13 protein-coding genes are annotated in these 26112 nt (G+C 37.4%); 1 reads left to right on the plus strand and 12 read right to left on the minus strand.

Annotated elements, in window-relative coordinates; all coding sequences use genetic code 11:
• Positions 1 to 23: 23 nt before the first annotated feature.
• From OZP07_RS13390 to OZP07_RS13440, 11 genes are all read right to left on the minus strand, one after another.
• A complete protein-coding gene (locus OZP07_RS13390) occupies positions 24 to 2474 on the minus strand; it encodes a pectate lyase family protein (protein ID WP_281635487.1) in 2451 nt (816 codons plus the stop codon).
• 6 nt (positions 2475 to 2480) lie between these two features.
• Positions 2481 to 4811, minus strand: a complete 2331-nt coding sequence (locus OZP07_RS13395; protein ID WP_281635488.1) for a DUF5703 domain-containing protein — start codon at positions 4809 to 4811, stop codon at positions 2481 to 2483.
• A gap of 59 nt (positions 4812 to 4870) precedes the next feature.
• Positions 4871 to 6304 carry a sialate O-acetylesterase gene (locus tag OZP07_RS13400; RefSeq protein ID WP_281635489.1) on the minus strand — a complete coding sequence of 478 codons (1434 nt, stop codon included), beginning with the start codon at positions 6302 to 6304 and terminating at the stop codon, positions 4871 to 4873.
• Between the two features lie 227 nt (positions 6305 to 6531).
• Positions 6532 to 9924 (minus strand): glycosyl hydrolase, encoded by a 3393-nt coding sequence (locus tag OZP07_RS13405; protein WP_281635490.1) that lies wholly within the window; start codon positions 9922 to 9924, stop codon positions 6532 to 6534.
• 102 nt (positions 9925 to 10026) lie between these two features.
• Positions 10027 to 13335, minus strand: a complete 3309-nt coding sequence (locus OZP07_RS13410) for a glycoside hydrolase family 2 TIM barrel-domain containing protein (RefSeq protein ID WP_281635491.1) — start codon at positions 13333 to 13335, stop codon at positions 10027 to 10029.
• Between the two features lie 124 nt (positions 13336 to 13459).
• Entirely contained in the window at positions 13460 to 14590 is a 1131-nt protein-coding gene (locus OZP07_RS13415) for a glycoside hydrolase family protein (protein WP_281635492.1), read from the minus strand.
• An 86-nt stretch (positions 14591 to 14676) separates the two neighbouring features.
• Positions 14677 to 16359, minus strand: a complete 1683-nt coding sequence (locus OZP07_RS13420) for a glycoside hydrolase family protein (protein WP_281635493.1) — start codon at positions 16357 to 16359, stop codon at positions 14677 to 14679.
• Between the two features lie 115 nt (positions 16360 to 16474).
• Positions 16475 to 18655, minus strand: coding sequence for an alpha-L-rhamnosidase-related protein (locus tag OZP07_RS13425; RefSeq protein ID WP_281635494.1), 2181 nt, complete (start codon positions 18653 to 18655; stop codon positions 16475 to 16477).
• 1 nt (position 18656) lies between these two features.
• A complete protein-coding gene (locus tag OZP07_RS13430) occupies positions 18657 to 20237 on the minus strand; it encodes a sodium:solute symporter (protein WP_281635495.1) in 1581 nt (526 codons plus the stop codon).
• On the minus strand, positions 20234 to 21298 hold the full coding sequence (locus OZP07_RS13435; RefSeq protein ID WP_194640210.1) for a Gfo/Idh/MocA family protein: 1065 nt from the start codon (positions 21296 to 21298) through the stop codon (positions 20234 to 20236). The genes OZP07_RS13430 and OZP07_RS13435 overlap by 4 nt, the downstream gene beginning before the upstream one ends.
• Before the next feature lie 132 nt (positions 21299 to 21430).
• The gene (locus OZP07_RS13440) at positions 21431 to 23935 is read right to left on the minus strand and encodes an L-rhamnose mutarotase (RefSeq protein ID WP_281635496.1); all 2505 of its coding nucleotides are present in this window, start codon (positions 23933 to 23935) and stop codon (positions 21431 to 21433) included.
• 252 nt (positions 23936 to 24187) lie between these two features.
• Here OZP07_RS13440 and OZP07_RS13445 point away from each other — a divergent pair, with 252 nt between their 5' ends.
• On the plus strand, positions 24188 to 25129 hold the full coding sequence (locus OZP07_RS13445; protein ID WP_194640208.1) for a helix-turn-helix domain-containing protein: 942 nt from the start codon (positions 24188 to 24190) through the stop codon (positions 25127 to 25129).
• A gap of 144 nt (positions 25130 to 25273) precedes the next feature.
• Here OZP07_RS13445 and OZP07_RS13450 read toward each other — a convergent pair whose 3' ends face one another.
• Entirely contained in the window at positions 25274 to 26110 is an 837-nt protein-coding gene (locus tag OZP07_RS13450; protein ID WP_281635497.1) for an amidohydrolase family protein, read from the minus strand.
• Between the last annotated feature and the right edge of the window lie 2 nt (positions 26111 to 26112).

The following is a 26112-nucleotide window of genomic DNA, read 5'->3' on the forward strand; positions in this document are numbered from 1 at the left end:
ATTGAGCAGATATTTTATTCCTCTTACTTTACAAAGAAATTTATAGTTCGGCTCATAGAATCGCCATCGGCATCTTTTACTGTGATCACAAAAGAAGCTAATCCTTTCTCTACAGTTGAAAACTGAATTTCTTTTCCTTTTAAATCTACTTTCCCGTTGTTAAGATTAGAGAAAGTATAAACTGGTTTATTCTCATATCCTTTAAAATAATCAGAAGCGCTCAAAACTGTTTTTTCTCCCAAATTCACAAAAAAATGAGGCTGTGCCATCCAGTCTAAATAATTGTCCAATTGTGTAAATCCGTCTTTATCAGCATCTGAATTAGCTTCTGAAAAATCACCAGCTTTCGAATTTTCGTTTAGACCAAAAGCTTTTTCCCACCAATTTGGCAGTCCGTCGTGATCGGTGTCCCAATCCGCAGGACGGGTTTCGGAGGCAAAATTTGGCCATCCTCCCTGATCGGCTTCGTTATCAATCATACCTCCCAAACCGCTTTTGCTTCCTTTGTAAGTAAAGGTTCCTTTTAGGGTTTCATCAATGATTCGGTTATCGTGTTTGTCAAAAAACGGCTGAGTAGCCCCAACATCAGAAAGCACATTTTTATATGCTCCATTCGCAGATTGTGTGTTCACAAAAGATTCAAAAAACGGTTTATCGACAAACGTCAGATAGTTGACAATTTCATTATGAGTTATTGTCATTTTTCTTCCTTTATCCTGCGTTTTTTCATCAAAATATCCAGGCATAACGTTTCCGTCAAAATAATAACGCTGCATTCCTTTTCCAACCCCTTCGTGCTGTGCATTCAGTGCCACAAAAATTTTGGTTGAAGCGCCCGGCTTATAGTAATTACCCACAAAATTAACCTCATTTGCTCCTCCGTCTGTTGCTCTTTGTCCCCAGTTGTAAACCACATTGTTTCTGATATCTACTCTTCCCGTGTAGAATCCATCACCGCTTAAACCACCGCCAATACTCCAGTTACGTCCTTCATTATGGGCCAATAAATTGTGGTGAAAACTGCCAATATCTCCTCCAATTGTAGCAGCGTATCCATGCATTTTTCCAGCTTCGTATTTATCGTGACCTGCTACATTTAATGCTTCAGAAATTAAAGTTCTCTGCAATGTAATGTGGTGTGCTCCACGGGAACTAAATGATTCATCAATTGTCCAGCTGATAGAACAGTGGTCTATGATACTGAAGTTGGCACCTGTAAGCCCCATTCCGTCATAGGTTTTTCCGCTACCAATTCGGACTTTCAAAAATCGGATAACACCATCATCACCGGTCAACCCGATTGGCGCTCTTGTAATTGTGATTCCTTCACCCGGAGCTGTCTGTCCGGCAATCGTAATATAAGGCTGGTTCACCACCAATCTTGAATCCAGTTTGATATCTCCAGAAACGTTAAATACAATCGTTCTTGGACCAATTTGCTGATTGACTGCATCGCGCAAACTTCCTGGTCCGTCATCGTTTAGGTTGGTTACTTCAACCACTTTTCCGCCACGGCCTCCAACAGCAAAACGGCCATAACCTTCCGCTCCTGGAAAAGCCAGCTGAGCCGGTTTGAATGACCAAACATTTCCTAGGGTTATATCACCATTGCTATCAATTTCATCCACACGCCAGTAATACGTGGTACCGCTGTATAAATCCGAAACCGGAAATATTGTCTCTATTGATTTTGTTCTGAATTCCTTTGAAGATTCATTGGCATTTGCAACAGCATTTTTATCTTCTCCAAAATACAATTTGTGGGCTACAGCATTCTTTGAGGCATCCCATTTTAAAATAACATTTTTAGCTGCCTCAACGTGTTCGTCTCCATTTTTTGGTTCCGGAGTACGCGCTTGATTCATTAAATTTGGTGTGTCCAACTCAAATCCATTAATTACAATCTGCTTTACGACATCAGGGTTTGATATCGGATCGATTTCAAAACGAATGATTACATCCTGAGCTTTTACGGCATTAAAAGTCAAATACGCCATTGTCGCGTCAATTTTGGCATTGGCTCTCTGACTAGCATTTACAGTTTCTGCTAATTTTCCGTTTACAAAGATTTTTATCGGAGAAAAAGTTTTTCCGGTTATAACATCAAAAGCATTATGAAAAGTCAGAAGCGTATGTTTTCCTTCTTTCAATCCACTGATTTTCAGTTCCAAATTTTCGGCAGTAACCAAGCCGTCGCTCGCTAATTTGTTGTAAAAAGGAGCGCTAATTCCCACCTTGTTCCATTTGGAAGTAAAATTCCCTTTCAGCTTAAAAGTTATTCCATTAAATATCTTTTGGTCTTCCTTCATTTCATTCACCACCCACGAATCATAACTTGGATCGTGCACTTCCTCCAATCTTCTCTGAAAAAAGTCAAAATCAACTTTTACAATTTGCTTGTCGTTGTTCTGCGCCTGTCCATTAGTTCCTAAAATCATTGCCAAAGCAAAAGAACTCACTAACTTCTTTATCATTTTCTTTTAATTTAATTTCATTTTTTCTGCTTCAGATTTTCCGAGCAGGTTTATAATGTCTTTTTTTCTTTCTTCCGGAATTACTTTCAAAACTTTTAATTCACCACTTACCAGTTCAGCTTCCACTGTTGTGTTTTGGGAAGCGTGCAATTTGAAATGCACATTCCAGTCTTTTGGCCAAGCTGGAAAAAGATATATTTTTCCGTTAACTTCCTGCAAAAGCATTTCCTGCATGCCAATCATCCCTGCTCCTCCCCAATTATGATCAGGAACCCAATCATAACCCGGACCCCAAAATGCAGGAAACCTTCTTTCTGAATTGGACATTTTCAAAAGATTGTATTTTTTTGCTTCTTCTGTTAAACCTAATCGAGCCGAAAAAATATTATCCTGTTTCCATCCAATATGACTTCTGAATTTAATAGCATCCGTATCATACTTCCATGTGTTCAAAGCGGTTTCTAAATCGGGTTTTCCCACTCCATAAATTCCCCAAGGATAAACTGGATATAGTTGCGGAATCTCAGAATTATTAATGCGTTCCCACGATTTTGCCGGAACCAAAACTTTATGATTTTCAATGATGCCAAAATTTAAAGGAGGAATACGTTTTTGAAAGCCTCTTAAATATTCAATATCTTCTTCCGACAATTCTTTTTCGGAAAGATTTAAAAACTGTTCGGTAATAACTTTCAATGCCGAAATAGTACTGTTTGAATTATTCGCCATTTTATACGTTTCCGCGCCTGAACCCGGAAAAAGAATCAAATGTCCGTTTCCATCCAAAACTTTTCTGCCTCTTTGTTTGGCTAAATACTGATAATGTTCATCAAAAAAACGAAGACAGCTAATGATGAACGAATTGTATTTCTGAATATCCTCTCCAGCATATTCTTTCTGCTGCAACATCATTTGACAGAATTCTAAAACAGTGTCCCATTCGTACTCCAGCCAAGCGTTGTATTCCATTCCCGGATCGTAATCTGCGGGCCGTTTCCATTCATATTCCGCTGGATTTGGAAGTCCAAAGTTTTCCAATTGCTCTGTGAAAGATGCTCCATTGTGTTTCCAATAGACTTTACTGCGTAATTCGGCATTTTTTAGAATACTTAAATAATAATCCAGCTGCGATTTCATCATATCGAAATCACCGCTTTTTACCATCGGATGATAAACCAATCGCTGGTTTTGAGCTGTCATCGTTCCTCCTCCCCAGTTTCTAAAATCAGGAGTGAAACTCAGGTCTTTGTTGGTATAAACGGGATCAACTGTAAAAAGTCCGCCGTTAAATTTGGTGGGATACTTTCCGTAAGCATTACATCCGAGCATGTAACGGAACAATTGATAATTCTGCCCGATTTGATACACCGAATCTTTTTCAGTCGATTGATTTTTTTGGGTAAAAATAAAACTGCGGTTCCAGAAATTATTCCACCACTTTATGGTGTTTTTCTCTGCTTGTTTGGCAGTGTTTTCATTTGAAACAATCAAACTTTGCAAGCCATTATTCCAAGTCGAAAAATCAGACTGGCTGGTGTTTAAATAAATTTCCAGCGACTGTTTTTTTGAAGGTTTAACGCTCGTTAAACTAAACCCTTTGAAATCGGTATCCTGATATTTTCCTAAATAAGTTCCGTCTGGTTTTAGGTTATCACCTTTAATGAATCCGCCGAAAGTCAGATTGGCAATCGGATTCATCATCTGGTCTTTAACCGATTCCATTTTCTGCTGTTTTACGGCAACATCAAAAACAGTCTGCTCGCGGTTTCTGTGATAGAATTTAAGTCCATTATTTTCAAAAGCAATCGAATCTTTAAAATTGACAAGATCTCCCTGAGGTGCCCATTTATAAGAATTGGCATTATTTTCTTTTCCTTTTGAAATACGATTCTGATAACGCCAGCTTTCATAAGAAGCCGTCATTTTCAGCGGATTTTTATTTTCTAAATCAACATGAATAATCGGTTTAAAAACATCAACCCAAAGTTTGATTTTAGTCTCATTTTGTCCAACTAAAATATAACCGTCTTTGAGTTTCAATTCCTGATGAAAACCTTCATTATCCTTAAACGGATTCGGAGTTAAAGTAATTTTCACTCGACCTAATTTCAATAATGTATTATGTTCATCAAAAGTTCCGCTTCGCGAAAAATAGAAATACAGATCGCCTTTCTCGACCCAGACATTCATACCAATATCACTGCCTCCCAAAGGCATAGATTCTGATGAATTGTTGCTTTGCGTTTTCCAGACCTGGTTGTAAGTATCAAGCACAGGGATTTGCGCTTTGATGCAAAGCGTGAAGAAAAAAGAAAATATGAATATTAAATTTTTCAATTTTAATGTTTTTAAAGTCTTGCTTGTCATTCTGAGGTCAACTCATAACTCATAACTAATTACCACTCATCCGTTCTAAACGAAGAAACCGGCAAACCTCCTCCGCTGAATAATTCCGCTTTCGCGAAATCTTTCCACAAATATCTGACAGCAACTGGTTTCGTTACTTTATCCGAAGTCAAGACCACTGATTTTCTTCGTACTACGGTTTTAGCCGGATAAAAAACTTTGTCTTCACCTGCAATTTCAAAGCCTGTAACTTCTTTGTCGTAAGATGTAATTCCATTGGCGGCATCATCAAAAGAAACCGTTACTGAACCCTCTTTTATTTCCATTGATTTGTATTTAGGACTTTCGAATTCGAAACCTTCAATTCCGTATGTTCTTGCCAAAGCCTGAAACGCCAAACGGTTTCCTCCTTTTTCCTTGTCCATTGGGTGAATGTTATTTTCTTCACCAATATCCATTAAAACTGCCATTGCCGAATTCGGAATTTCCTTCGAAGCTTTAAACTGCGCCTCTCTCAAATAAGCCGAATTGTATTTTTCTACATAATCTTTCGGATGAAAAGAAGCGTAATTAAAGGGTGCAATTTGAGCGAAGTAAAAAGGAAAATCCCCTTCATTCCACATTGTTCTCCAGCTGCTTACCATTTTCTTCATCAAAGCCGTATATTCATTTGCTCGTTCGTAATTTGATTCTCCCTGATACCAAATACAGCCTTTGATTCCGTAACCTATAACCGGCGAAAGCATTCCGTTAAACAAAGTTGTTGGGATACGGTTTGGATCTTTTGCCAACTCCTCTTTTGTGGTCGGAATTTTAGCACTAGCGAAATCTTTCAGCATTTCCTGATTCATCCAAGCTTCCATACTTGAACCTCCGTACGAAACGTGAATCAACCCAACTGGGACATTTAAAACTTCTTGCAAAAGCGATCCAAAATACCATGCCGTCGCACTGAAATTTGAAGTCGATTTTGGAGAAGCAACTTCCCATTTTCCTTCAAAATCATCTTTTGGTTCTAAAACCGTCGCACGCGGAATCGTAATTAAACGAATGTTTTTATTGGTTGATCTTACGATGATTTCGTTTCCGTTTTTAACGGGCTGTCCCTGAAATCCTTTCAATGGCATTTCCATATTGGATTGCCCAGAACAAAGCCAAACTTCGCCAATTAAAATGTTTTTAATCTTTACTTCTTCAGCTCCTTCATTTACTTCAATTGTAAATGGTCCGCCTGCGGTTGGCGTTTGCAATTCAACTCGCCATTTTCCCTGACTGTCGGCTTTAGTTTTGTAAATTTTAGAATCCCAAGATGTTTTGATTGTAACATTTGTACTCTTTTCTGCCCAGCCCCAAATTGGCGCATTTGATTTTTGCTGCAACATCATATTGTCGGAAAACAATGCTGGCATTTTGATTTTCGCATTGATTTGCAGACTTGATAGAAATGCAATTACAATTAAAAAAATGTGTTTAAAATTTTTCATTTGTTTTTATTCTTAAATTCTGAAAAGATGTGTCACTCTGCTGGAGCTAAACAACTCTTATACTATTATTTTCTATAAATATTTCGCTCTTCCAGAGCTTTTTTTTCGTCTTATTAAAACTGTCTTTCATAAATATCCCAATCTTACTGAGAAAGTCCCAGAGGGACGAAATATTTATAGAACAAGCATCACCATCATACAAAAGCTCCAGAGGAGCGACATATCTATTATTTCTCTTTTAAAATTGAAACCGGCCCCAACAATCCTGCCTTCAACAACGGATTTCCTTCCAATCTAAATGGTGCTGTTGTCCACGTTAATCTTTCTTCATTTGGCAATTTTTGATCGCCGATTAAACGGTTTGCCCACGTATTTGTCACTTTTATTACGATTGTATTTTTTCCTTTTTGTAATGCCTGCGAAATATCGGTTTTGAAAGGAAAAGTCCAAAGCGTTCCGCAATCTTTTCCGTTGATAGAAACTTCGGCAATATTGGCAATTTCACCTAAATCAAGCCAAGTTTTGCTTGTATCTTTTCCTTTCCAAACAAACTCTTTTTTGTAAATTACAGTTCCAGCATAATACTTAATCTGATCATTTTCTGAAGTGCTCCAATCAAAAAGTTTATTTGTTTTTACGACTTCTTTCGGACCTTTGAATTCCGGATCAAATTGCAATTCCCAGTTTTCATCTAAGACCTGGACTTTTTCAAATTCATAACTTTTTTTGTAATTTTCATTAATTACCTCTTTCATTTCATCTTTAAAAATCACAAAACCGGATTCGTTGGCATCCAAAGTCAATGAAACAATTGTTCTATCGTCTAAAATCATCCACTTTTCTACTGATCTTGTTTTATCAGTAACCGGATTGTACCATTGCGGAATTTTTCCTGAAATTCTAAAAGAAGCATCAAATGTTCTTTTTTCTCCTTTTTGATTCGAAAGAAAATATACTTCTTCGTTTTCTGCTTTTCGGTGTGTCCAGGCAATCGTTTCAGAATCCGCTCTGTTTAGATTTGGAAAATAAACGTCCTGTGTAATTCCGATAGAAGCAAAATCGTTTCCTAAATAAGGTAGTTTAACAACCATTCCTTTTCCGATTTTCCATGAAGTCGAATTGGCATTATTCCAAATTTCATCAATTACATTCTGCCATTTCTTTTGATCTGCATCTGATTGAATTCCGGACTGAATCGTTGGTTTTTCATCTACAAAAATCGTTGCGCCATCTTTTAGCAACTGCAGGATTTTTTCGGCGGAAGCCAAAGACAACATTTTATTCGGCGCCATTTTATGACTTCCCGGAAACAGTAAAGCTCCGTATTCGATTCCGCCTTCAAAAGTTACTTTTCCGTTCACCACTTTTGCTCTGTTTATCAAAACATCTGCATTAAAAGAATCGTATTGATAACCGTTTAGCGGATTAATCCATTGTGATAAATCCGTTATATTTTTTGAATACGTAACTTCTTTGGGCATTTTGGCTGTCGGCTGACCTTCATTTTCCAAACGGATTTTCTCGCTTTCGAGTCTTTCTTTTCCAAATACATTCGGAATAAGAGGCACCAAACGATCTGGAACAAAAGAACGTGAAGGAAAATCTTCTCCAATAAAAACCGCCAAATCAATTACAGGTTTTCCTTTTTGTAATTGAAACTGCACTCTTTGACAATAATCAAACCAAGCTTTTCCGGGTTTCCACCAGGTCTGGTCTCTTTGGAAGAATGTTCCGATATCGTCTAAGGTCATTCCCGGTTTTCTATCTGTCCACGGATTATGAACAAAAACATGGTAGAACAAACGGTTGATTCCTAATGCATAATTTCGGTCTGCCGTAGTTTTTAGATTTCCGGGATGTTCGTCCCAGTCCATTCTTAAAGCCGTGAACGATTCTGCCTGAATAATATCTTTTCCATAAATATGTCCGCCAGAAATGGCATCAACCATATCAAAAGGTTTGTCGTGAGTTGGGCTTTTCAGCCAAAATTCACCTCCCGGATAATCAACATATTTGTAATGCAGCAAAGCATCACTCATCATGGTTGGCGCAACATTTTCTGAACTTAATTTGACGTTATATTCTTTGGCAATCTGAGCAACAGTTCCGTAGAAATTATCGGCAACTAAATCGGCAATTGTTTTTCGGACATCGTATAAAACTTTCTCAGAGAAATCCGCACTTTCGATTGGAATTCCAGCCATAACCGGCAGATAATCTACCAGATCATAACCGCGTCTCTTTTTAAATTCGTCCCTAAAAACCGAAGACCAGTTTTGGCTTCCGCATTCCCAGCTGTCAAAATGCAGGATTTCCAAAACTCTTGAAGCCACTTCCGGACCAGCAGAACGAACGGCTTCTCCAAACCAGTGATCCAATTGAAAACGGATTAATTCAGGATTGAATTTATCTACTTCCAAGCCTTTTCCTGCTCCTCCAGTTGCATTTTCATGACCTGTAGAAGTATGTCCCATTCGGATAATTTTCCATTTTCCTTTTGGGGCTTTCCAGTTCAGGTTTCCGTTGACGTCAACAAATTTCGAAATATTGATGATTTCTGATTTTTTAAATGATTCAGAATTCGGAATTTGTTTCTCGGTTGTCTGTGGAGTCAAACGCCAGATTGCTCCGGATTTTCCTTCGTAGTTATTAATCAATGCCTGATTCGAAAGTGTGATTTTACTCACTTTCAGGTTTTGTTTCCATTTGGCAAAATCCAAATCTTCAGCTCCTGGTTCTGTTCCAACAGGATCATACACAAATCTGAAATATTTTGCCGTAACAGGCGCAATGATATGCGTATTTGGAAAATCCATATCCTGCCAGCCGTGACGCGGGGCAATCAGTCTTTCGTGGAATCTAAAATGAACTCCGTCATCGCTCACTTCGACAATTAAACGCTGTGCCTGATAATCTCTCCCTTTGGTTTCAATAACAATCGATTTACAGGTAAAAGGCTGTGCAAATTCGTACTGAATCCAGCCTGCATCAGCAAACTTGAAGTTTTCATCCTTTTTAGGATCAGCTAAAAATGAAGCATCTGTATTATTTGATGTCGTTACTTTTGGTAACTGAATCTGCGAAGTCGTCTGATATTCTTTTATCGGAAGGGCAAAAACCACAATGTCTTTATAATACTCTTTGTAATGTTCGGGAACTGGCAGTTTTGAAGCTACTTTTTTTCCTCCCAAAATTTCAGTTGTTGACCAGACTACTTTTTGCATCGACATTTCGGGTGTAATCCATGGACCTCCTGCAACGGCAAAACCATCTGCACCGTGAAAAGCCAGTTTCAAACCTAAACGATCTGCTTCTTTAAATGCCCAGTGAATCATATCCCAAAATTCAGGACTCAGCTGTAAAACCGGCGGATCCATCAATGGCGGATTTGCCGGCCCTTTGATGGTCATTAAATACGCGCCTGCAATTCCGGCTTGTTTCATGGCTTCCAAATCGGCTGTGATGCCGCGTTTAGAATAAGCAGATTTCATCCAATACCAATACACCCAAGGTTTTGAGGATTCTATCGTTGGCTGAAATGATTCTTTTTTATAGACTTCCTGCGCAGAGACGAAGCATGCGAAAAGGAGGATAAAAAAGAGGTGTGCTTTTTGAAACATTTTAATTGTTTTTAACCGTTTTGTTTGTCAATTCCGACGTAAGGAGAAATCTCATACCGAGAGCAACTAAACATGATTGCTTCGTTCCTCGCAATGACTTCATTAATACTTAAACTTCTTCAAACTGCTTTCCAGCTGGTTTTTTGAACCACTGAAAGGCGTTAAATAAAAACTATATTGATAATCTCCTGATTTAATTTGATATTGTTCCAAAGGCTGTGCAACTAATGTCCAGCTATCGTTCCCTCCCACTCCCATCTGCATTAAGTCGATATTTACCGTCAAAAATCCCGGATCTTTTAGATCGTACGTATGACCTGCTGAACTCAGGTTTTCTTGTGTGTAAGGCCACGCACTCATGCTTAAAACTTTGGAATCATTCACCACCAAAAATCCATTGCTTTTCTGTGGAGTGCTTAATGCCATCCATCGTACATCACATCGGTTTCCGTTTTCCTGCGGTTTTGGATAATGTTCGATAAAATCATTTATTGGCAGTGAATATTTACCAACAAACGAGCCAAAACTTCTGTCGTTGTAATTTTCTAGTTCGCCTTTTCCGTACCACGAAATCTGGTCGAATTTTCTCTGAACACCCATCTGCATTCCGATTTTTGGAATGTTTGGCAGTTTGTCTGAAGCTTTTAAACTATAATCAACTTTTATCACGCCGTCTGGACTGATATTGTACACTACATTTACACTAGCACTGTCTTTTATAATTTCGTAATCGCTGATGATTTTAATATCTGAAGCTGATTTATCTATTTTAATGTTTATCAATTTAGGTTTCGCTTTGTACCATTGTTTCAAAAGCTTTTGGGATTTCCATCCTCTTTTGTCATTGTCTGTAAGTGGTCTTACGAAATTTGGAAGCAATGGCGCAAAAACCTGTTCTTCTCCATTGAAAACATACGAGCTCAATGCTCCGTTTACTTTGTTGATTTTGATATCAAAAGTTTTTCCTTTGATATTAAAATCAGCATCTGATTCGGAAACGCTTAGATTTCCTTTTTTAGATTCTAAAGTAACTTCCTTCTTTTTCAGCAGAAACTGATCTTCTGCAACAGCGTAGCCTTTTGAAGCCCACAACTCATCTTTCGAAAGCTGGAATTCGATATTTAAAATGTACTCTGCATCGGCTTTCATTTTTGGAAGATACTGACTCACATTTAATGTTGTGAATTGTCCTGCTTCTAAAGTGAAAGGTTTTAAAATCTGTGTTTTGATTACATTACCGTTTTCTAAAATCTTCAAAACCGGAATATAACCCGCTAAAGATTTTTCAGCACTGCGGTTCTTTATTTCTAATTGATTGCCGTCTTTTAAGGTTGAAGTCACCGGTTGAAACACCCATTTACATTCATAAATAGAGCCTTTGGGTTTTCCGTTAGAATCTACAATTCCTTTTGTATTGAAGTTTCCATCATGGTATTTTTCGCCAAAATCTCCTCCGTGGGCAAAATAGTTCTGACCTGATCTCGAATCGAATTTCACCAGTCCCTGATCTTTGAATTCCCAGATACAGCCTCCGATAACTCTTGGAAGCGAACGGAATTCATCCCATAATTCTTTTAAATTTCCAACTGAATTCCCCATAGCGTGTGAGTATTCAACAAAAATAATTGGCCTTGTATCTTTCTTTTGATCTACCAAAAATTTAGGTGTGAAAACGCCCGGATAAAAACGGCTGACCATATCGACATATGAATCGTCCTGCGGGTTTTCGAATCGGTAAGCGTGATCAATTGTTTTTGGATATCCTGGATCAAGCGGGTCAATGTAACCGTCTAACTTTGCATTTCCCTGAGCAGGTTCATAATGTACCGGACGAGTAATATCAAAATCGTGAACCCAGCCCGACATTGCGGAATGATTTGGCCCTTTTCCGCCTTCATTGCCTAAACTCCACATCACTACTGACGGGTGATTTTTATCTCTTTCAACCATTCGGGTCATACGCTCCAAATAGGCGTTGGTCCATTTTGGATCGTTACTCAGTTTTCCTCCAATTCCGTGTGTTTCCTGATTGGCTTCGTCCATTACCATAATTCCGTACTGATCACACAATTCATAGAAATAAGGATCGTTTGGATAATGACTGGTACGTATAAAATTGAAATTGAACTTTTTAATCGTGGTAATATCCTGCTTGATGTCCTCTCTGGTTAATGCTTTTCCACGTACAGGGTTATGATCGTGACGGTTTACACCATATACATACGTTTCTTTTCCGTTGATGAGCATTTTTCCGTTTTCTTTCGAAAATTCAATCGAACGGAAACCTACTTTACAGCTTTTGGCTTCGGTGATATTTCCATTTTTATCTTTTATCGAAATGACCATCGTATATAAATTCGGCTCTTCGGAACTCCATTTTTTTGGATTTTTGATGTTTTCCTGAAAGAATCCGAAACGCACATTGTCCAGACGCGGGTAGCTTTCGTTGATTAAATCAATCACCGGCCTTTGAAGCGGTTCTTTGAACATTGCCGTATTGTTGGCATCATACAACTGAACATTCATCATATAATCTTTGATTTTTTGTCCCGTCAGATTCTCTACTTTCGGTCGTAGTTTGAAAATCGCATCTTCGTATTTTTTGTCTAATTTGGTCTGAACAAAGAAATCCTGAATGCGTAACTTTGGCTCTGCCATAATAAAAACTTCACGCTGGATTCCGCTCACACGCCAGTGATCCTGATCTTCCAAATAGGAACCATCCGCCCAGCGAATCACCCGCACAGAAACTACATTTTCGCCAGCTTTCAAATATGGCGTTACATCAAACTCAGATGGCAGGAAACTGTCTTCTCCGTATCCTAAAAATTCTCCGTTCAACCATACTTCAAAACCTGAACTTACAGCTCCGAAATGTAAAGTAACCGTCATATCTTTCCAGTTTTCGGGAACGGTAAAACTACGTTGGTACGAACCAACTCCATTATAATCTTTAGGAATATAAGGCGGATTTATCGGTCTGAACGGATAAACGGCACTTTTGTAAATAGGATTATCATACCCTTTCATTTCCCAGTTGGATGGCACTTCGATTTTATCCCAGCCTGAAACAGTATTTTTATAGAAATCTTTTGAAGCTTCTTTTAAGTTTACGGCGTATTTAAAATCCCAGTCGCCGTTCAGCATCTGGATTCGACTTTTGGTTCTGTCACCTTTTAAAGCATCTTCAACAGTTGTATAAGAATAGGCCGTTGCTCTAGACGGCTGTCTGTTGATACTGGTTACGGTTGGATCTTCCCACGGTGCAAATTCGTATTTTTTGTGCAGTTCAGGAATTCCGGCTGGTTCTCCTGTAACGGATTGGGCGTAGCTTATCCAAATACCAAACAAGCAGAATACTATCGAAAATCGAAACCTAGAAAAGTGATTATTTTGAATTGGCTGAAACATTATTTTATTTTTAGTTTTTTTGTCAATTCCGACGAAGGAGGAATCTTCTTTGGCTGCTCACGTCGCGGAGATTTGTCCTTCGTCGGAATTGACAAACTTTGTCTTAATTTTTAATACTTTATACTTAATTCTTCTTAACCTTTTCAGGAGGTGCTACAAAATTCATTTCACTTTTTCCTAAATCCTTCGAAGTTGCTACTGCGATTCCTCTTTGCTCTGCTTTGTTTACGGCACAATAAAAATGATACACTACACCATCATGTTTTACCACAAATGATTTGTGCGCAAACATATTGTCATAAGGTTCAGACGATTTAATCAAATCTTCGCCTTTCCAATCGGTCCAGTTAACCAAATCATTTGAAACTGCAAAACGGTTAAATGCACCTTGATTCCAGCCCGTCCAGAAAGCGCCGAAATAGAACATCACCCAAGTATCATTAATACGCTGAATATAGGCATCGCCTGAGATTCCTTTATGATGATTAATCAAAGGTTTGTTGCCATAACGCTCCCAGTGTTTCATATCGTTCGATACTGCCATAGCAATACGCTCTGCTCCTTTCGCAGGATTTATACTATCGCCACGGGCATTGTAATACATGATAAAATTGTGTCCTGTCAGTTTATCTTTATCACGAATCACGCTGTTTTTGTACATCGTACTATTGTCCCACCATCTAACGTCTTTATCTTTTGGCGTTAAAACCGGATTTTCCAATCTCTGAAATTCGTGCGGTTTTGTCGGCGCTTCTTTCGTATATGCCATTCCGATTGATAAAACTCCTGCTTCGTAGCCTTTGCTGTCTCCACCAAAATAACTCATCCAGTATTTATCATCGTATTTTTCCCATTCGTAGCTTCCGCCCCAAGTCATGTCCTGCAGTGAAATATATCCTGCTTTCTGGTTGACATCCCAGTGTTTTTCGTTTTCAGAAAACGACATTACTTTTCCTAAATATTTCCAGTCCAGTAAATTATCACTTTCAGCAAGCCAAGTTTCATAACCTCTTCCGTCATAAATTAAATACGTCATATACCACTTGCCATCTTTTCTAAATACAGAAGGACAGTCCATTTTATAGGAGTTGTCTGTTGGCACCATCACCAAACCGTATTTATAAGGCGTTTTGATTTCGTTATAAATCTCCTGCATTACCGTTTCAGTGATTTCACGTTTTTTGTATTTTGTCGCACAGCTTTCAATTGACAAAACTGTGATTGCAATTACGATGTATTTAATTGAGTTTTTCATTCTTGGTTTATTCTTGATAGTTCTCGCAAAGACGCTAAGTCGCAAAGTTTTTTATCCTCTTTTGTCTATATCCTTTCTTCTTGGCTCTATTTCAATTCCTTCAATCTCGATTCCATTACTTCTTTATTCAGTTTTACTTTTACCATTCCGGTTGGGTGAAATCGTTTTTTCAGATCAATAGCGTTGTATACAATTGTGTAAACATCATTTCCCTCTGGAATTAAACACAATGGTGTTCTCATAATATCCCAGCTTTTATCTACTTTGGTTTCGATTGGCAGATAATGTGCTTCCGACCAATTGATTCCGTCTTTTGAAAGTGTATATCCAATCATATTCGGCAAATGATGTCCCCAGCCTTCCGGGCCTCCGTCAAAAACAGCGATGTACAAACCGTTTGGTAACTGACTCACAATCGGGTTTTCAACAAATTGAGGATGTATCGTTTTTATCGGTTCTAAACCTTTATTCATTCGGCTCCATGGACCTTCTAAACTATTCGATTCTGCCAAAGCAACGAACCAGCCTTTTCCGGATTTCTTTGGATAATCTGCCCAGGATTCAAATGGATAGGCACCACTGTAAAAACCAAAATACTTATCTCCTACTTTATACGGAAAAAACGAAGCTACGCCCTGACGACCTTCCCAAGGCTGTGAATCCAATCCCGGCTCCATAATGATACCCATATCTTTGTATGGCCCGCCGATTCCGTTGATGCCTTCTACAGTCGATTCGCATCTCCAGATTCTTCCAAAAGAATGGTTGGGCTGAATTTCTTTGTGAACGGTATACGCCAAATAATAACCGTACCATTTGTTTGTTTTTTCACTAAAAACAGGCATATACGACCAAATTGCACCTCGACGGTCATTCATTGGATTGTCATCTTCGGTTACGGCATAAGTTCCACTGGCTTGGTAAATGGTGGATTCTCTTTTCCAGTGAATTGCATCTTTACTCGTCCAGTGACCGATTTTAGTTTTTACACGATCATAATACATTTCCACTCCTTTCTCTCCTGCTCTTTCCGTTGGAAACATATGATAGGTATCACCGACTTTTACAACACGTCCGCCTTCAAAACCACCTTGAATTCCTTCTGTTCCGGGCATTCCATCGTCGATAACGGGTTTATTTTCTCCTCCTATAATTTCAAAAAGCGGTTTTTCATCTGAGAACCCTTCAATGATGTAGGTTGGATTCCAAAGTTTTCCGTCTAATAACTGAGCATTTCTTGTTGCCAATTGCTGACTGCTTTTTATTACTCCCAAAACGGCAAACAATCCTTTTGCGTTTGGCAGAATCGTGTGTGCTCCTTTTGCGTAAGCGATGGCATAAATATTTACGGGAGCTAATCCAGTAATCGTAACTCCATTTTCAAGAATCAATTTTCCGTTTTCAATTGCATTCGGCTGAAGATATTCTTTGTTATTTGTTTCCTGAAAAACACCAACCAAAAGCTGAACCGGCTCTTTGAACTTTAGCTGTAACGGAGCATTTGTACCTTTTTTATAGGCATCCAAAGGCAATTCAATTCCTGTTAATCCCTGTAATTCTGGAGCTAAACCTACAATATTGTGTTTGCTTCCTGAAAAAACATGGGCGTATTGTGTTGTTTTGAATGTTTTGTAATTGGATTTTATTATTTCAAAAGCTGCAGGTTTCCAAGCTGTGTTTTGTGCTTCTGCAAATTGAATGCAGATTGAAAAAAGCGCAAGAAAAGCGGTTTTTAATTTAAAATTGTATGTTGTGTTTTTCGAAAACATTTTTTTTATTTTTAATTTCCACAGTCTTGTCATTGCAAGGAACGAAGCAATCACATTTGCAAAATCAAGCTTTGTCTAATTGTTAGTGAGATTGCTTCGTTACTCGCAATGACACTTAAATCGCCTTATAAATCACTTTATACTCCACATTCGGCTTTACGATCAACTGATATTTATTTTTTGCTAATTCTGTAATCGTTCCTGAATTGGTTTTTGGTTTATTTTGACTTTCAAAAATCAATTTACCTTCTCCTTCAGCTGCTTTAACCTTAATTTCTGTGGTACTGCAATAAACGTTAACTTCTCCTTTTGGTGTTGGTACTTTTCCTTCCATCCATTGTAAACCACCTAAATTAGGTTTGATTTCGTATTCAGCATAACCGGGAGCGGTTGGTTTTACTCCTAAATAATATTTACCCAGCAAATAGATTGGACTTGAACCCCAGGCGTGGCAAAGGCTTTTCCCATAAGGGCGTCCATACATCGCTAAATGTTCTGTACCTTTTTTACTAGGGTTGTATTCTTCCCAGAAAGAAGTTGCTCCCTCATTTAACATTCCGCCCCAATAGTCTTTCATTTCTTTCAACACATAATTCTGTTCGCCCATAGCGCACAAGGCTTCCAACTCGTAAAAACGCATATAAGGTGTCGTGATTTTAAGAATTTTATCATTAAGCAACACCTTATTTTTGATGCTTTGTTTTTGTTCTTCATTAAAATAATTAAAGAAAATACCGAACATATTAGCGTATCTAGTTACAATATCCTGCATTTTACCGTCGATACGCTGATGCATCATCACGTTTTCTTTTTTATCCCAAAACACATCAAATAGTTTTGTTTTTAAATCAGAAGCTAATTTTTGATACTGTTTTTGGTCTTCATTTTCACCTGCAATTTTAGCACTGACAGCCATAGCCTCTAAACTTCTTGCCAAAAGCATTTGTTCAAAACTAACCTCACCGGTTTTTGGTAATCCGTTTGCCCAGTCAATAAAAACCCAATCACCTTCCAAGGGTTCGAGGAATCCGTTTGTATTTCTTCTTTTTAAACAGAACTCCATCAATGATTTCATTCGCGGATAAAAAGTCTTGATAAATTTCGTATCGCCAGTGTGTAAATAGTAATCGTAAACACCCACAAACCAATAGAGCGAATAATCCATTATGATATTTACATGAGCTGTCACGGGTTCTTTGCCACGAAGCGCCAACAGCGTTCGTTCTACCGAAGCCGAATCAAAGAATAAATAATAATTCATCAAGTAACTTTGATATGCATCGCCAGACCAAACCCAGCGGTCGCGTTTAATTCCGTCTATAAAAAATTCGCGGGATGTTAAATGCATCGTGTAAGCCGACACATCCCAAATTTTATTCAATAATTGATCCGAAGATTTGAATGCACCACGATAGTCCAATGGCAAATATTCATACAACATCGAAATAGAATCATATTTTACTCCTGCATCTGCCTGTACCTGAACATAGCGGAATGCTTTGGAACCTGTATGTGTGTAGGTTTCGGACTGATTTCCATCAAAAGATAAATGGTCTAATGTTTCACATTTGGCCGTATCCAGCGCTTCCTCACGAGATTCACCATAATAAAGAGCCACTTTCCCTTTTCCTTTTAAACCGTGAATTTTGATATAACCAAAAGTTTCTTTACCAAAATCGACCAATTGACCAGTTCCTATTTTTTCTGTTTTTTTGGCACTCAAAGGTTTGGTTGTGAGTTTAAATTCGGAAGGTTTATGCTCTGGCGAGTCAAAATTCCAGGATCCAACAGGCACCCAAGGCGTGCCGGATTGCTGTGCTTTTCCATTTTCATCAATCCAAAGTTTGTCTTCATTAGTCACCTTCCAAGAAGCGTCTGATTTAACGTATTTACCAGCAATATAAATAGCCGGCAACACTTCCTGATTATATACTTTAAAGGAAATTTTGTGTTTTCCGGCAGGAATTTTTAATGATTTTGGTTGTCCATAAATTTGAACACCGTCTAAAATCAACTGAAAAGTTCCTTCCGAATAAATTTTTACCTCGTCTGATTGCGGAATATCCACTTCAGTTTGAAAAGTCACCAAAGCATACGGACTGTAATATTGCCAAAGCGGTGGAAATACGGCTTCGCGTTCTGTACGTCTTACCTGCATTTTATTACTTAACCAAACTTCAAAATCTCCAGGATAATAAATCCATGTTTGAGCCGAAGACATTTCGGATAAAAACAATAATGCGATAACACTAACAGCCGTTTTAAAACGTTGACCTAAAGAAGTAAATGTGATCATATTAATTGAAATTAAAAATGAGGTATAAACTCAAAATGGTTAGTCCCAATAAAGCGAACAAGATCTTCACTCGTTTACTGGTTTTAGGAACATCGGTTTCACTAACAAAATTAGTTTCCGGATTTTTATCCAATAATGAAATGATAATTGCCCCAATCATTAAAACCGCAAAAATGTAAAATGATATCAATAAAAAGTGGGGCCAAACAGGATACTTGTCTGCCGGGAAAACCCACAGATATAAAACTCCCACAAACAAACTAAAAGCCGAACCCCATGAAAGAGTTGCATTTACTGCTTTTTTGGTAGTGCGTTTCCAGAAAATACTCAACAAAAACACCACTGATAAAGACGGAGCCAAGAAACCTAAAACGGCTTGGAAAATATTGAATAAATTTTGCCCTTTTATATTATCAATTGCCACAGCGATGAGAATGGCAAATAAACACCCCGCAGCAATTGTAATACGTCCTATTTTAATTTGTTCCTTAATGGTTGCGTCCGGATTGATTTTCTTTACATAAATATCATTTGTAAAAACCGTACTCAACGCATTAAGAGACGAACCAATTGTTCCCACTAAAACAGCAATCATTACGCAAATCACCAGTCCATTCATGCCGCTTGGAAATAAATTAGTAACCATTGTCATATACGCCAAATCAGAATTTTTACCCAATTCAGGATATAAAACATAACAAAGGATTCCAGGCAGAATAAATAATGGCAATGCCATAACTTTTAGCCAGCCAATGAAATTAACCCCCAATTGTCCCTGTTCTAAATTCTTTGCTCCCAAAACACTTTGCACCATAGATTGATCCGTACAAAAGAAAGCCACTGCGGCAACAGGATATCCTAATAAAATAGCTGTCCATGGATAATGCGCATCGTTTGCAGGCTGTACTAAATTCCAGAAATTCGAAGGTGTTTTGGCAATCAAAGCTTCGATTCCTCCTACTTTCTGCAATCCTAAATAAGATAACGTAAGCGATACAGCAATTAATAAAATCATCTGGAAAACATTCACTTTAGCAATGGCTTTCAATCCTCCGGCAAACGTAAAAATCCCAGAGAAAATGACTAAAACTGTAACGCTCTGCCACATCGGGATTCCTAAAATCTGACGTACCAAAATACCTCCGCTAAACAGTCCCAGAGACAACCAGCTTACCAAAATTTTGACCATGGCGTACCAAGCCAAGATAGTCTGAGTACTGTCGCCATACCGTTTTCCCATATATTCGGGCATCGTACTTACTTTACTCGCAATATAACGAGGCGCAAAAACCATTGCCAAAAGCAATAAGAAAACAAAAGCGTACCATTCAAAATTTCCTGCCACAATTCCTGTGGCATAACCAATACTGGCAAAAGCCAATAAGGAAGAAGGTCCCACATTGGTTCCCCACATATTGAATCCGATATTGTACCAATTCAGCGAATTTCCCGCCATAAAAAGCGTTTCGTTCTTTTTGCTCTGCTTGACACTGACCACATAACCAATGACCAATAAAGTCACTAAATAAACAGCAACTATTATAAAATCGAGGATCGTTAATTTGTCATAAATGCTGTTCATAGGCCATATTCATTAAGAACATCAGTAATTTTTACTGGCATTCCTGTTTGTAATGATTTATCCATTGCCTGCAATAAGGCTACGGTTCTTATTCCTTCGTTCATGTCTGGATAAGCCGTAAAATCCTGCTCAATACTATCTGCAAAATATTCCAGGTAATTTTGGTATTCACCGCCATGGTGGCTCTGCCCCTCAAAACGGAAATAATATTTAATAGTCGAATCACCCCAATGAATTATTTTTTCTTCTCCCTTTTTGTCAGTAACTGAATAACGTAATTCGTGATAATCAGCTTGGCTTGCCCCTTCAGTACCTCTCAAAATAACACTCATACCGCTGTCTCTTTTGGTTGGCTGTGTTGGCGAAGTATAAACACCGCTCACTCTAGCAATTCTGCCATCGGTTGCCTTAAAAATAAAGTGCATTGTATCTTCATTTTTCAAACCCGCTGTTACTCCGTTGCTGCTAATCATTCCGTACCCCATTACCTCTTCAATATTTGGCAAATACCAACGAATGAAATCTACAGGATGGCTCAAACCGCCATACAGCCATTTAAATGATTGCAATAAGGACCATTCTTTTTCCAAAAACCAACGATGATCCGCATGGTAATGGGATTCAATTGTAATTAAATCCCCTATTACTCCTGTTTTATAATCTTTTCTTTGTCTTTTTGCCGGTTCAAAAAAACGAGAACTCTGTCCGATAAAGACCTTTTTGCCTGTCTTTTCACTTAATTCTAATAATTCTTTGGCATCTGATAAATCATCAATAAACGGTTTTGTGCACACTACATGTTTTCCATGTAATAATGCCTGCTTAACATGCTGTGCATGCAGATGATCCGGTGTATATATTGCAATTATATCGATTGCGCTATCTTGCAATAAATCATCATAGTTTGTTGTAAAAGAATGAAAATCAAACTCTTTTGATCTCTTCTTACATAACTCCTCACTTTTGTCACATATTTTGACAAGCTCTAGTTTTGAACTTTCTAAAACGGCCGACATTGTACTGCGGCCTTCTCCAAGTCCTAAAATGGCTATTTTTAACATTGCTTTTAGTTTAATGCCTTGAATTCACGAATAATCTTTCTTAATCTTTATCATCAAAAATCTCACTAATTCTATTTGTGAAATTATATCCAGAAAACATTTGTTTTAATTCGTTAATTCGTGGCTTGATTTTTATTTTATTTTATTCAAAAAAATCCACGTTTCATCAGGTTTTGTACCTTCAATTCCTGTTTGATATTTTTTCATCAAATTATTCCAATCGTTGACACGGGGATTATTTTCGGTTGTTTTTGGATTCAGTTTATCCAAGCTTTCTCCTTTCGGAATACTGATAATCAGCATTAATTGTCTTCCATTTTTGAAAACCTGTAACTGCTGAAAATCGGCATTACAAAAACCTTTTGCAATTTCAGGCCACTTTTCAAATTGAGTGGCATGATAATCAACATATTCTTTTTGCATTTTGGGATCATCAACCAAATTAGCTGTCAAAATTATATTTTCCCATTCTGATACAGGATTTGAATCCTTGCATCTTTCGAATTTCTGGAAATCATAAACAGGATTTTCGTATACCTTTATTTCTAATTTTGGAAAAGCCAAAGCCAGTTTCTTTTTCACTCTTTCCGGCTGATTCATTAGTCCGTAAATCACCAAATGATTTTGCCATTGGTACAATTCTTCACCTACAATTCGGAAACCTTTTATGGTTGATTTTATTTTTTCTATATCCAAATCGGTTCCAACTATTTCAACCACCACAGCTTTTGGCATTTCCTGCAAGCCCCAAGCTTCATCAACAACAACTTGCTTCGTTAAATCAGCATAAGGCTTTCTGATTCCTGCATTTTCCTTAATTTTTGGATTTACAAATGCATAATTGTCTTTCCAAATATTCCCTTCAGGACCATTGTTGTTTTTTAATATTTTTTGAATTGGAATCCAGTTGTTTTGTATTGTAAAATGTTGTGAACCTTCGTCCGTGTACATGTATAACCACAAAAACGGATCGTGAGCATAAGGACTAAAATATACTTTGTCTATATAATTCTCTTCAATTCTACTATCTGCCTGAGAAGAAAGTGTATAAATACCAGCTACATCGTGCAAATGTTTGGCATAATGATGAATTTTATTGCCAATAATTTTATTGTTTCGCATCACATTTGCTGTGTGTGTCCAACCCCAGCCCATCGAAATGCCGCTGTAGGCAACATCCGAAATCTCATTGTGTTCGATAGTCAGATTTTTGACAAAACCGGCAGCAATTCCTAAACATCCCCAATCTTCATTGGCTACATTGGTAATCAAATTATCCGCAATCAGTTCATCTGAACAAACTTCTCTTTCATCTTTTACATTTAATGGTAAATGCGCTTCAAAAGACTCTTCAGAAAAAACACCCAAGCTCATTCCGTTTCCACCAATGTCCTTGAAAAGATTTCCCTGTATTCTATTGTGATTCGTTCCCTTATTAAAATCCAAACCTGTAGAAGACAAATGCTCAAAACTACAGCCTTCAAACACTATGTTATTAGTGTAATTCGCCTCAACTGCCGCTCTTGGTCTCCCAACCCAAGCCTGATTTTCTAAATTTGCCTGATTTGGCGTTCCAGGTATTTTCAATTTATAGGCATCCAGCAAATACATTCCAGCCTGCAAAGGAACATGCCCTTGTTGTGACGGACGCAGCCAATTGCTGTATTGAAATGAAATTCTTTTAAATTTAAAATAACTTACCGGCGAATCTATAGTTCCTTTTACCTCCACCAAATTTTCTAAAACTGGCACCGTAACTTTTGCAGAAACCATATTCTCGCCTGTTCTTGGAATGTAATAAATCTTAGCATTTTTTCTATCCAAATACCATTCTCCAGCTTCGTTCAACATTGACATTCCGTTGTTTAAATAGAATGCAGAGTTACCGTTATTTTTAGAAATCCAAGGTGCTGGCCAAGGGTGCTCACTCTGAATACGGCTTTCAGGTTTTTCAAATGAAAGTCTGGCGCTGTCTTTTCGTATTTCGATATTTTTGATTCTCAGATTGGCGATAGCCCACCATTGCACAATAAACATTTCCATACCGGGCTCGAACTTAACCGATTTGTCTTTGAAAGGAATCCAGCAGGTTTCTGATGCAGCATCCCAAGAGAGAATGCGGTCCATTTTGTTTCCAGCAGTGCTTTTGGCTCTAACAGCTTTTATATCATTTACCCAAAGCTGTCTGTAATTCAATATTTCTCCTGCCTGCTTAGGCGCATCAGCTACCCAAACTGTTTCTGCTTTTAAGCCGTTTATAGCGATTGCAGATTTTTTCCAGTTTTTGATTTCCAATCCACCGCTAAAAATAGGTTTTGCATTGGCAGCCGCTTCAATTGTAGTTGGACTTTCGGCAGTTCCTGAATCCTCGGGTCTTATAAATAAAGGTTCATTTAAATTATAGGTTCCATCCATAATTATAATATGAATACCATCTTTTATGGAAGCATCTTTTAATCGGCGTAATTCTCTGGCTTTTCTTACGGCCATATGTACAGTTGCCAGCGGACTATCTTTGGTTCCAATGTTACTATCCTTACCTGAAACTGACACCCAAATTTCGGCAGCATTGGCAGTAAACATCATTCCAATCAGGAAAAAAACCAAAAAAAGTCTATTTTTTTGCTTTAAAATCATTTTACCTTTTAATTTTAATTTGGTGACTATCTTAAATCTTAAAAATGTAAGATATTCGCCTTTTTATTTATTAATCCTATTTAAATAGGAATCTATTTTTATGAATATTAAATTTTATATTATAAATAATCATTGAAATGTTAAAAGTAATATTTATATAATTATTCCGTGTTATTTTTAAACAACGAACAATTCTATAAAAATTTTCTAATTTAGCCATTGAAAAATAACTAATTGACTTAACTAAAAATTATGGATAATTTAAATTCAAACAGCATCCAAAAAAATAGCGCTGGAAATTCTGGAGTCTGGTGGCATGAAAAAAATCCTGGGCCATTAATAAATATACCTTTCATCAAACAATTCGGCAGTATGCGCTTTACCAAAGTGCAGATGGACGAAAATATGCGGCCACACCTGAATGACGGAATTGAAATTCATTTTGTAACCAGCGGAAAATACGATTGGGTTGTTGAAGGTAATCAAATTGAATTACTGCCTGGCAATTTATCTGTTACGGCACCTTGGCATTGGAACGGAAGCCCAAGCGGCAAAATGGATATTGGATATATCGACTGGATTATATTAAAACCTTTGGAATACAATCAAAAAAAGAAATTAAACTTAGGAAACTGGTCAAAATTATCCAAAAGCATTCAGGAAAAGCTAGGTGATTTGATTGCTGACAACAGAAATGTGGTTGTAGAAAAAGCCAAAACCTTTGAAAAATATTTCACTGAAATTCGCAGGGAGCTGGCCAATCAGGAAGAAGGTTTTGAAATTATGGTCGGTAATATTTTAGAGAATTTACTAATCGATTTATACAGACAGCTTTCGAGCATGGTCCTGAAAACTGATGAAGAAACCAATTTTATAGAAAAATTCACTAAAACCGTCTCTGATGACATCAGCAAAAAATGGAATATTGACGATCTGGCGCATAAATTTGGAATGGGAAAAACAAAATTTACCTATGAAGTAAAAAGACTAACCGGATACCCTCCAAACAGCTACATCATTAATCTAAAAATCGAAAAAGCTATTGAACTAATCTTAAATCCTAAAAATAAATCGATGTCGGATATTGCTTATTCCTGCGGTTTTTCATCGTTACAGCATTTTACTTCTTCTTTTTTGCAAAGAACGGGAACCACTCCAGGCCGTTATAGAAATCAAGAAATTAAAGACAATTAAATCATAACTGATACTTTTTTTAAAACATATAAGTCATATAAGTTTATGAATCTTACTAATATGACTTATATTTTGACTGCTGATTTTAAATAATTTATAAGACATCAATCATCTGATTATTCAATTTATCACCAATATTTTTATTTAGATTTCCAATTTATAAAATGCCTCTGCGTTTTCAAACCAAATCTTATTCTGCTCCTGAATGGAAAATTGAGCGATATAATTTTCTAAAGTATTTACAACTGCTGCATAATCCGCTGCCACATTACAAACCGGCCAATCAGAACCGAACATCAATTTATCTGTCGAAAAATTTTCAAAAATCACATCTAGATAAGGTTTTAAATCCTGTGATTTCCAATTGTTCCAATCGGCTTCTGTAACCATTCCAGAAACTTTACAGCTTACATTATCAAATTTTGCAATCTCTTTGATATCTTTTTCCCAAGAAGCAATTTCGCCCGATTTGATATTCGGTTTTGCAATATGATCGATGACAAATTTTTGTTCCGGAAAACGTGTTACCAAATCGATTGCGGCCGGTAACTGCCGATGAAAAATTAGAATATCATAAGTAAAATTAAATTCCTTTAATGTAGCGATTCCATTTCTGAAATCATTTCGCAGCATAAAATCATCAGCTTCGGCCTGTACTACGTGACGGAAACCTTTGATGATTTTATTATTTGAAAAATGATTCAGTCTTTCACTTATATTTTCACTGCGTAAATCTACCCAGCCGACAATACCTTTAATAAAATCATTTTTAGAAGCCAGATCCGCTAAAAAATTAGTCTGTTCTTCCGATTGATGTGCTTCAACAGCTACACAGCCCTGAAATTTATTTTCGGTCAGCAAAGGCAGTAAATCTTCCGGCAGAAAATCCCTTTGAATTTTCTGCATCGAATCATCAATCCAGCTGTCTCTAATGGGATCGAATTTCCAAAAATGCTGATGAGAATCAATTCGTTTGTTCATCC

Origin of the sequence: Flavobacterium marginilacus, from assembly GCF_026870155.1 — a bacterium.
Taxonomy (GTDB): Bacteria; Bacteroidota; Bacteroidia; order Flavobacteriales; family Flavobacteriaceae; genus Flavobacterium; species Flavobacterium marginilacus.

Bases quoted from the DNA above. Each gene is read 5' to 3' on its own strand.
- OZP07_RS13390 (WP_281635487.1), bottom strand. From the start codon at position 2,474: ATGATAAAGAAGTTAGTGAGTTCTTTTGCTTTGGCAATGATTTTAGGA.
- OZP07_RS13400 (WP_281635489.1), bottom strand. From the start codon at position 6,304: ATGAAAAATTTTAAACACATTTTTTTAATTGTAATTGCATTTCTATCA.
- OZP07_RS13405 (WP_281635490.1), bottom strand. From the start codon at position 9,924: ATGTTTCAAAAAGCACACCTCTTTTTTATCCTCCTTTTCGCATGCTTC.
- OZP07_RS13410 (WP_281635491.1), bottom strand. From the start codon at position 13,335: ATGTTTCAGCCAATTCAAAATAATCACTTTTCTAGGTTTCGATTTTCG.
- OZP07_RS13415 (WP_281635492.1), bottom strand. From the start codon at position 14,590: ATGAAAAACTCAATTAAATACATCGTAATTGCAATCACAGTTTTGTCA.
- OZP07_RS13420 (WP_281635493.1), bottom strand. From the start codon at position 16,359: ATGTTTTCGAAAAACACAACATACAATTTTAAATTAAAAACCGCTTTT.
- OZP07_RS13425 (WP_281635494.1), bottom strand. From the start codon at position 18,655: ATGATCACATTTACTTCTTTAGGTCAACGTTTTAAAACGGCTGTTAGT.
- OZP07_RS13430 (WP_281635495.1), bottom strand. From the start codon at position 20,237: ATGAACAGCATTTATGACAAATTAACGATCCTCGATTTTATAATAGTT.
- OZP07_RS13435 (WP_194640210.1), bottom strand. From the start codon at position 21,298: ATGTTAAAAATAGCCATTTTAGGACTTGGAGAAGGCCGCAGTACAATG.
- OZP07_RS13440 (WP_281635496.1), bottom strand. From the start codon at position 23,935: ATGATTTTAAAGCAAAAAAATAGACTTTTTTTGGTTTTTTTCCTGATT.
- OZP07_RS13445 (WP_194640208.1), top strand. From the start codon at position 24,188: ATGGATAATTTAAATTCAAACAGCATCCAAAAAAATAGCGCTGGAAAT.
- OZP07_RS13450 (WP_281635497.1), bottom strand. From the start codon at position 26,110: ATGAACAAACGAATTGATTCTCATCAGCATTTTTGGAAATTCGATCCC.